General features: G+C 60.4%; 9 protein-coding genes. All 9 read left to right on the top strand.

The window, feature by feature from the left end; all coding sequences use genetic code 11:
• A partial coding sequence (locus PMI29_RS33085; RefSeq protein WP_007996756.1) for an NADP-dependent isocitrate dehydrogenase occupies positions 1–106 on the top strand: 106 nt, incomplete at its 5' end.
• An 87-nt stretch (positions 107–193) separates the two neighbouring features.
• A complete protein-coding gene (locus PMI29_RS18530; protein ID WP_007996755.1) occupies positions 194–640 on the top strand; it encodes an NUDIX hydrolase in 447 nt (148 codons plus the stop codon).
• Between the two features lie 59 nt (positions 641–699).
• Positions 700–1,833, top strand: a complete 1,134-nt coding sequence (mnmA, locus tag PMI29_RS18535) for a tRNA 2-thiouridine(34) synthase MnmA (protein WP_007996753.1) — start codon at positions 700–702, stop codon at positions 1,831–1,833.
• A complete protein-coding gene (gene hflD, locus PMI29_RS18540) occupies positions 1,830–2,453 on the top strand; it encodes a high frequency lysogenization protein HflD (RefSeq protein WP_007996751.1) in 624 nt (207 codons plus the stop codon). The genes mnmA and hflD overlap by 4 nt, the downstream gene beginning before the upstream one ends.
• A gap of 124 nt (positions 2,454–2,577) precedes the next feature.
• Positions 2,578–3,948 (top strand): adenylosuccinate lyase, encoded by a 1,371-nt coding sequence (purB, locus tag PMI29_RS18545; protein ID WP_007981277.1) that lies wholly within the window; start codon positions 2,578–2,580, stop codon positions 3,946–3,948.
• Between the two features lie 86 nt (positions 3,949–4,034).
• Positions 4,035–5,204, top strand: coding sequence for a ribosomal protein uL16 3-hydroxylase (locus PMI29_RS18550; protein WP_007996749.1), 1,170 nt, complete (start codon positions 4,035–4,037; stop codon positions 5,202–5,204).
• A complete protein-coding gene (locus PMI29_RS18555; protein ID WP_033052247.1) occupies positions 5,197–5,622 on the top strand; it encodes a GNAT family N-acetyltransferase in 426 nt (141 codons plus the stop codon). Before PMI29_RS18550 ends, PMI29_RS18555 begins: the two co-directional genes overlap by 8 nt.
• A gap of 379 nt (positions 5,623–6,001) precedes the next feature.
• A complete protein-coding gene (locus tag PMI29_RS18560) occupies positions 6,002–6,763 on the top strand; it encodes a secretin N-terminal domain-containing protein (RefSeq protein ID WP_007996746.1) in 762 nt (253 codons plus the stop codon).
• 476 nt (positions 6,764–7,239) lie between these two features.
• The coding region (aceA, locus tag PMI29_RS18565) for an isocitrate lyase (protein WP_007996745.1) at positions 7,240–8,159 on the top strand (920 nt) is incomplete at its 3' end.

The raw sequence follows: 8,159 nt of genomic DNA, 5'->3' as shown, positions 1-8,159 counted from the left end.
AAAGCCAGTGGACATCGGCGGTTACTACCACGCCGACGCCGAGCTGATCAGCAAGGCCATGCGCCCGAGCGCAACCTTCAACGCAGCGGTTGCAGCGTTGGTTTAAGGTTGTAAGGATGCAAAGAAGCCCCGGCCCTGTGCCGGGGTTTCTGCTTCTGGCGTGCTACACCCCACTATAAATCGAGGTACTTTCATGGACTGGAAACCCCACATCACCGTCGCCACCATCGTCGAAGACAACGGCCGCTTCCTGATGGTCGAAGAACTCAAGCACGGACGAACGGTGCTCAATCAGCCCGCCGGCCACCTGGACCCGAATGAAACCCTGACCGAAGCCGCCATCCGCGAAACCCTCGAGGAAACCGGCTGGGACGTCGAGCCGACCGGCGTACTGGGTATTTACCTCTACACCGCTCCCAGCAACGGCGTGACTTACCAGCGGGTCTGCTTCATCGCCAAACCGCTCAAACACCACGCGGATTATCAAATGGACGACGGCATCGTCGGCGCCAAGTGGTTGACCCGCGAAGAATTAATGGAACAACGCGACAACTGGCGTAGCGAGCTGATCATCCGCTGCATCGATGACTATCTGGCAGGCATTCACTTCGGCCTCGAATTGATCCGTCCTTCTCTTTAGCCATGCAGGCTCCAGCCTGTTAGAATCGCGTCCTTTTTCAAGACACTCATTGAATCCCTATGCGTGATCCAGCCCCTTCTGACACACAAAAGAAGCGCGTCATTGTCGGCATGTCCGGCGGCGTGGACTCTTCCGTTTCCGCCCTCCTGCTGATCGAGCAGGGTTATGAGGTGGAAGGCCTGTTCATGAAGAACTGGGAAGAAGACGATGGAACGGAATACTGCACCGCCATGGATGACCTGGCGGATGCCCAGGCCGTGTGCGACAAGATTGGCATCAAGCTGCACACCGCCAACTTCGCCGCCGAGTACTGGGACAACGTGTTCGAGCATTTCCTCGCCGAATACAAGGCCGGACGCACGCCGAACCCGGACATCCTGTGCAACCGCGAAATCAAGTTCAAGGCGTTCCTCGACTACGCCATGATGCTCGGCGCTGACCTGATCGCCACCGGTCACTACGTGCGTCGCCGCGAAATCGACGGCCGTACCGAACTGCTCAAGGGCCTGGACCCGAACAAGGACCAGAGCTACTTCCTGCACGCCGTGGGTGGTGAGCAGATCGCCAAGACCCTGTTCCCGGTCGGCGAGCTGGAAAAACCGCAAGTGCGCGCCATTGCCGAGAAATACGAGCTGGCGACCGCGAAGAAAAAGGATTCCACCGGGATCTGCTTTATCGGCGAGCGCCGCTTCAGCGACTTCCTCAAGCAGTACCTGCCAGCGCAGCCGGGTGAGATCAAGACCACCGAAGGCGAAATCATCGGCCGTCACCACGGCCTGATGTATCACACCATCGGCCAGCGCCAGGGCCTGGGCATTGGCGGACTGAAAGATGCCAGCGATGAGCCGTGGTACGTGCTGATCAAGGACCTGGAACACAACGAACTGATCGTCGGCCAGGGTAACGATCACCCGTGGCTGTTCTCCCGCGCCCTGCTCGCCTCCGACATCTACTGGGTCAACCCGATCGACCTGAGCCAGCCACGCAAGCTGACTGCCAAGGTTCGTTATCGCCAGAGCGACCAGCCGTGCACCCTGGAAAAAACCGCCACGGGTTATCGCGCAACCTTCGATGACCCGCAACGCGCGGTCACCCCGGGTCAGTCCGTGGTGTTCTATGACGGCGAAATCTGCCTCGGTGGTGGCGTGATCGAAATAGCGGAACCATGGACGAGCAAGGGCCAGGCCCTATGAACCCGATTCAGGAGCAACTGACAGCACTGGGCGGCGTATTTCTCGCCGCGGTGCTGGTGGACAGGATTGCCAAGAGCGGCCAGACCAACGAAGCCGGCCTGACCTGCATGCTCGGCAGCCTGCTGATCCGCGACCCCAAGGACACCCTGGAAGTCTACGGTGGCGACGATATCAATCTGCGCGAAGGCTATCGCGCACTGATCGGCGCCCTGGAGCGCGACCCGAGCGCCCTGCAACGCGAGCCGCTGCGTTACGCCCTGGCCATGCTCGGCCTTGAGCGCCAACTGGCCAAGCGCAACGACATGCTCGACGTGATCGGTTTACGCCTGCCGCAGATCCAGTCCCAGGTCGAACACTTCGGCCCGGCCCACGAAAACGTGATCGCCGCCTGCGGCGCGCTGTATCAGGACACCCTGAGCACCCTGCGCCAACGCATCCAGGTGCACGGCGACATGCGCAACCTGCAACAACCGAGCAACGCCTCGAAAATTCGTGCCCTGCTGCTGGCCGGCATCCGTTCGGCACGCCTGTGGCGGCAATTGGGCGGTCATCGCTGGCAGCTGGTGATCAGCCGCCGCAAATTGCTGAAAGAGCTTTACCCGTTGATGCGTAACGAATAACCCGCATCGACAGAACCGAACTTAGCAATACGCGTAATACGCCGGTCAGTTGGCGACGGACCGACGGATTTTTTCATGTATGATACGCGCCCCATTTCGTTGCCCGACTGTCCGAGAACACCCCATGCAGCTCTCTTCGCTCACTGCGGTTTCCCCTGTTGACGGCCGCTACGCCGGCAAAACCCAGGCCCTGCGCCCAATTTTCAGCGAGTACGGCCTGATCCGTGCCCGCGTCCTGGTTGAAGTGCGCTGGCTCCAGCGCCTGGCCGCTCACCCTGCCATCAGCGAAGTGCCGGCGTTCTCCGCCGAAGCCAACGCTGTGCTCAACACCCTGGCGGAAAACTTCTCTCTCGAGCACGCCGAGCGCGTCAAAGAGATCGAGCGCACCACCAACCACGACGTCAAAGCCATCGAATACCTGCTCAAAGAGCAAGCGGCCAAGCTGCCGGAGCTGGCCAAGGTCAGCGAATTCATCCACTTTGCCTGCACCAGCGAGGACATCAACAACCTGTCCCACGCCCTGATGCTGCGCGAAGGCCGTGATGACGTGATGCTGCCGCTGATGCGCCAGACCGCCAATGCCATCCGCGAACTGGCCATCCGCTTCGCCGACGTGCCAATGCTGTCGCGCACCCACGGTCAACCGGCCTCGCCGACCACCCTGGGCAAAGAGCTGGCGAACGTGGTTTACCGCCTGGAGCGTCAGATCGCTCAAGTCGCTGCCGTTCCGCTGCTGGGCAAGATCAACGGCGCTGTCGGCAACTACAACGCCCACCTGTCGGCCTACCCTGAGATCGACTGGGAAGCCAACGCCCGCGCCTTCATCGAAGACGAACTGGGCCTGGGCTTCAACCCGTACACCACGCAAATCGAGCCGCACGACTACATCGCAGAGCTGTTCGACGCGATCGCGCGCTTCAACACCATCCTGATCGACTTCGACCGCGACATCTGGGGCTACATCTCCCTGGGTTATTTCAAACAGCGCACCATCGCTGGCGAAATCGGTTCGTCGACCATGCCGCACAAGGTCAACCCGATCGACTTCGAAAACTCCGAAGGCAACCTGGGTATCGCCAACGCACTGTTCCAGCACCTGGCGAGCAAGCTGCCGATCTCCCGCTGGCAGCGCGACCTGACCGACTCCACCGTACTGCGCAACCTCGGTGTCGGCTTCGCCCACAGCGTGATCGCCTACGAAGCCAGCCTCAAGGGCATCAGCAAACTGGAGCTCAACGAGCAGAAGATTGCCGCTGACCTGGACGCGTGCTGGGAAGTATTGGCCGAGCCGATCCAGACCGTGATGCGTCGCTACAACATCGAAAACCCGTACGAAAAACTGAAAGAACTGACCCGCGGCAAGGGCATCAGCCCAGAAGCGCTGCAGACTTTCATCGACGGCCTGGACATGCCAGCCGCCGCCAAGGCCGAGCTGAAATTGCTCACCCCGGCGAACTACATCGGTAACGCTGTAGAGCAAGCCAGACGCATCTGATCGACCGCTAGACCCTTTTAAGACGCCCGGCCGCGCCGGGCGTTTTTATTCCCGTCTGAAAAGTGCATTTTTTCAATAGGTTACACATGAATCCTGACATTCCTCTTCAACTTCTGGGCGGCATCACGGCACGGGAATTCCTGCGCGACTACTGGCAGAAAAAGCCGCTGCTGATCCGCCAGGCGATTCCTGATTTCGAAAGCCCGATCGACGCCGACGAACTGGCCGGCCTGGCGCTGGAAGAAGAAGTCGAATCGCGACTGATCATCGAGCACGGCGAGCGCCCTTGGGAATTGCGTCGCGGTCCGTTCGCCGAAGACGAATTCAGCAAATTGCCGGAACGCGAATGGACCCTGCTGGTGCAAGCCGTGGATCAGTTCGTGCCGGAAGTCAGCGAACTGCTGGAAAACTTCCGCTTTCTGCCGAGCTGGCGCATCGACGACGTGATGATCAGCTACGCCGCACCGGGTGGCAGCGTTGGTCCGCACTTCGACAACTACGACGTATTCCTGCTGCAAGGCCACGGCAAGCGCAACTGGAAGATCGGCCAGATGTGCAACACCGAAAGCCCGCTGCTGGCCCACGCCGACCTGCGCATCCTCGCCGAATTCGAAGCGACCGACGAATGGGTACTGGAACCGGGCGACATGCTCTACCTGCCGCCACGCCTGGCCCATTGTGGCATCGCCGTTGATGACTGCATGACCTACTCGGTCGGTTTCCGCGCGCCGAGCGCCGCTGAAGTGCTGACCCACTTCACTGACTTCCTCAGCCAGTTCCTGTCGGACGAAGAACGCTACACCGACGCCGACGCCGTGCCGACTGCCGATCCCCACCAGATCCAGCGCGATGCACTCGACCGTTTGAAAGGCCTGCTGGCCGAGCACATGAGCGACGAGCGCCTGCTGCTGACCTGGTTCGGCCAGTTCATGACCGAGCCACGCTACCCGGAACTGGTGGTGGGCCCGGAGGAGGTCGAAGAAGACGACATCATGAACGAACTGGAACAAGGCGCGATCCTGATTCGCAACCCGAGCGCACGCCTGGCCTGGTCCGAAGTCGACGACGACCTGCTGCTATTCGCCAGCGGCCAGAGCCGTTATCTGCCGGGCAAACTGCGCGAACTGCTGAAGATGATCTGCGCCGCCGACGCACTGCACGCCGACAACCTCGGCGAATGGTTGAGCGACGAAGACGGCCGCGGCCTGTTGTGCGAACTGGTCAAGCAAGGAAGCCTGGGGTTTGCCGATGAATAAGATTCACGTACGTGTCGCAGACTGGCAAAAGGACAACGCCGAGATCCGGCGCATTCGTGAAACGGTGTTCGTCGCCGAGCAGTCAGTTCCGCCTGAACTGGAATGGGATGCCGACGATGCAACCGCCGTGCATTTCCTGGCGTTCGAAGGCGACTTTCCAATTGGCACCGCCCGCCTGCTGCCTGACGGCCACATCGGCCGGGTGTCGGTGCTCAAGGACTGGCGCGGCTTGAAGGTCGGCGATGCACTGATGCAAGCGCTGATTGGCGAAGCAGAAGCGCGCGGATTGAAGCAGCAGATGCTCAGCGCTCAAGTGCAAGCCACGGCGTTCTATGAGCGCCTGGGCTTTCACATGGTCAGTGAGGAGTTCCTGGAAGCCGGGATTCCGCATGTGGACATGGTTCGCCATTCGGCTTGAGACCTTGTGGCGAGGGGGCTTGCCCCCGTTTGAGTGCGCAGCACTCACAAAATCATGAAGTCAGTCGAATTTTGGGGCCGCTTCGCAGCCCAACGGGGGCAAGCCCCCTCGCCACAAAAGCTGCATGCAAACACCACAAAACGCCCCGCCATCTTCGGATGCCGGGGCGTTTTGCTGCCTGCGATTCAACTTGCCCCATCCCGAGCCGACAACCTGATACCTGTAGGAGCGAGCTTGCTCGCGATGAACATGAACGATGATGCTGGAAGTCTGGCACCCCGCAGCGCTCTCAAGACCATCGCGAGCAAGCTCGCTCCTACATACCCCCGGGCCGATAAACTGGCACTATCATCAATTCAAGTTGGCGGAGATAACGGATATGTCCCTACGCACCCTGCTCAGCACCTTGCTGGTGGCCTGCAGCTTTTCGGCCATGGCAGCCACCGAAATCGTGCCCCTGAACTACCGCACCAGCGCCGACCTGCTGCCGGTAGCACAGGACTTCATCGGCAAGGATGGCCAGGTCAGCACCTACGGCAATCAACTGATCGTCAACGCCGATCAGCGCAAGATCGACGAACTTAAAGCCCTTCTTTCGCAACTCGATACGGCACCCAAGCGCCTGCTGATCACCGTCGACACCAGCGACAACAATTTCCAGGGCGACCAGGGTTACTCGGTGAACGGCGCCAAGCCAAGCCAGACCCGCATCATCAACTACAGCACCGACAGTCGTGACGGCGGCATCCAGCAAGTGCAGGCCAGCGAAGGCGCACCGGCGCTGATCCAGGTCGGCCAGAGCGTACCGATCACCAGCAGCCAGAGCGACTCCTATGGCGGTTACAGCAGCCAGACCGAATACCGCAACGTCACCCAGGGCTTTTACGTCACGGCAAACGTCACCGGCGACATCGTTCACCTGTCGATCAGTACCAACCGTGACCGCATGAGCCAGGAACGTCCCGATGTAGTGAACGTGCAAAGCACCGACACAACCGTCACCGGTCACCTCGGTGAGTGGATCCTGCTGGCCGGGGTAAACGGCCAGACCCAGGCCGACAAACAGGGCCTGACCCGCAGCTACTCGACCCAGAGCCGCAACGACATGACTTTGCGGGTGAAAGTCGACACCTTGGACTAAAGCACCAAAAACTGACTGACGAGTCGTATTAGACCAAAGATGTAGTGCCATAAGAAAAGCACTACAAAATGTTTGACGAGCCAAAAAAGCGAAGGCATGATGGCCTCGCTCCCGCTAATCAGGGGCCCTGGCAAGGGCCTTCGAGGCGATGTTCGCAACCTACCCCCGCGAACCGCTTCGTGTCTGTACCGCCCACAAGGTGTGTTTGACGAGGTTGTCGACTGGAACGAAGTTGTCCCGAGGGACGGAAGCGTAATTAGGTAACCCGGCACCACACTGATGTTCGTACCAAGGCCCACGACGCCCGAATGCGCCCGCAGTTCGCCTTTACCTGCTCACTTCCCCTCGAGCCCATCGTTCTTCCCGTCGCCCTCCCCGCCGAATCCGACTTGACCGCTTAAGCTTCTGGTCAGCGAGCGCAGGAATTTTCCACCGCAGAACAACTTTTCATAAAGACGCGACGAGGTTTATCTCCCATGGCACTGACACGCGAACAGCAAATTGCAGCCCTCGAAAAAGACTGGGCTGAAAACCCGCGCTGGAAAGGCGTGACACGCACTTACTCCGCTGCTGACGTCGTCCGCCTGCGTGGCTCGGTTCAACCTGAGCACACTTTTGCAAAAATGGGCGCCGAGAAGCTGTGGAACCTGGTCACCCAGGGTGCCAAGCCGGCCTTCCGTCCTGAGAAAGATTTCGTCAACTGCATGGGCGCCCTGACCGGCGGCCAGGCCGTACAACAAGTCAAAGCCGGTATCCAGGCGATCTACCTGTCGGGCTGGCAAGTGGCTGCGGACAACAACTCCGCCGAATCGATGTACCCGGACCAGTCGCTGTACCCGGTGGACTCGGTTCCAACCGTGGTCAAGCGCATCAACAACTCGTTCCGTCGTGCTGACCAGATCCAGTGGAAAGCCGGCAAGAACCCGGGCGACGCTGGCTACATCGACTACTTCGCACCAATCGTGGCCGACGCCGAAGCCGGTTTCGGCGGCGTACTGAACGCTTACGAGCTGATGAAGAGCATGATCGAAGCAGGCGCCGCCGGCGTTCACTTCGAAGACCAACTGGCTTCCGTGAAGAAATGCGGCCACATGGGCGGCAAGGTACTGGTTCCTACCCAGGAAGCCGTACAGAAGCTGACCGCTGCCCGTCTGGCAGCCGACGTTGCCGGTACTCCGACCATCATCCTGGCCCGTACCGACGCTAACGCTGCCGACCTGCTGACTTCCGACTGCGACCCGTACGACCAGCCATTCGTGACTGGCGAACGCACCCAGGAAGGCTTCTACAAAGTGCGCGCCGGCCTTGACCAGGCGATCGCTCGCGGCCTGGCCTACGCGCCGTACGCCGACCTGATCTGGTGCGAAACCGCCAAGCCGGACCTGGACGAGGCTCG

The organism is Pseudomonas sp. GM49, assembly GCF_000282355.1.
In the GTDB taxonomy this organism is placed as follows: domain Bacteria; phylum Pseudomonadota; class Gammaproteobacteria; order Pseudomonadales; family Pseudomonadaceae; genus Aquipseudomonas.
This window is presented reverse-complemented; position numbering and strand designations above follow the sequence as displayed.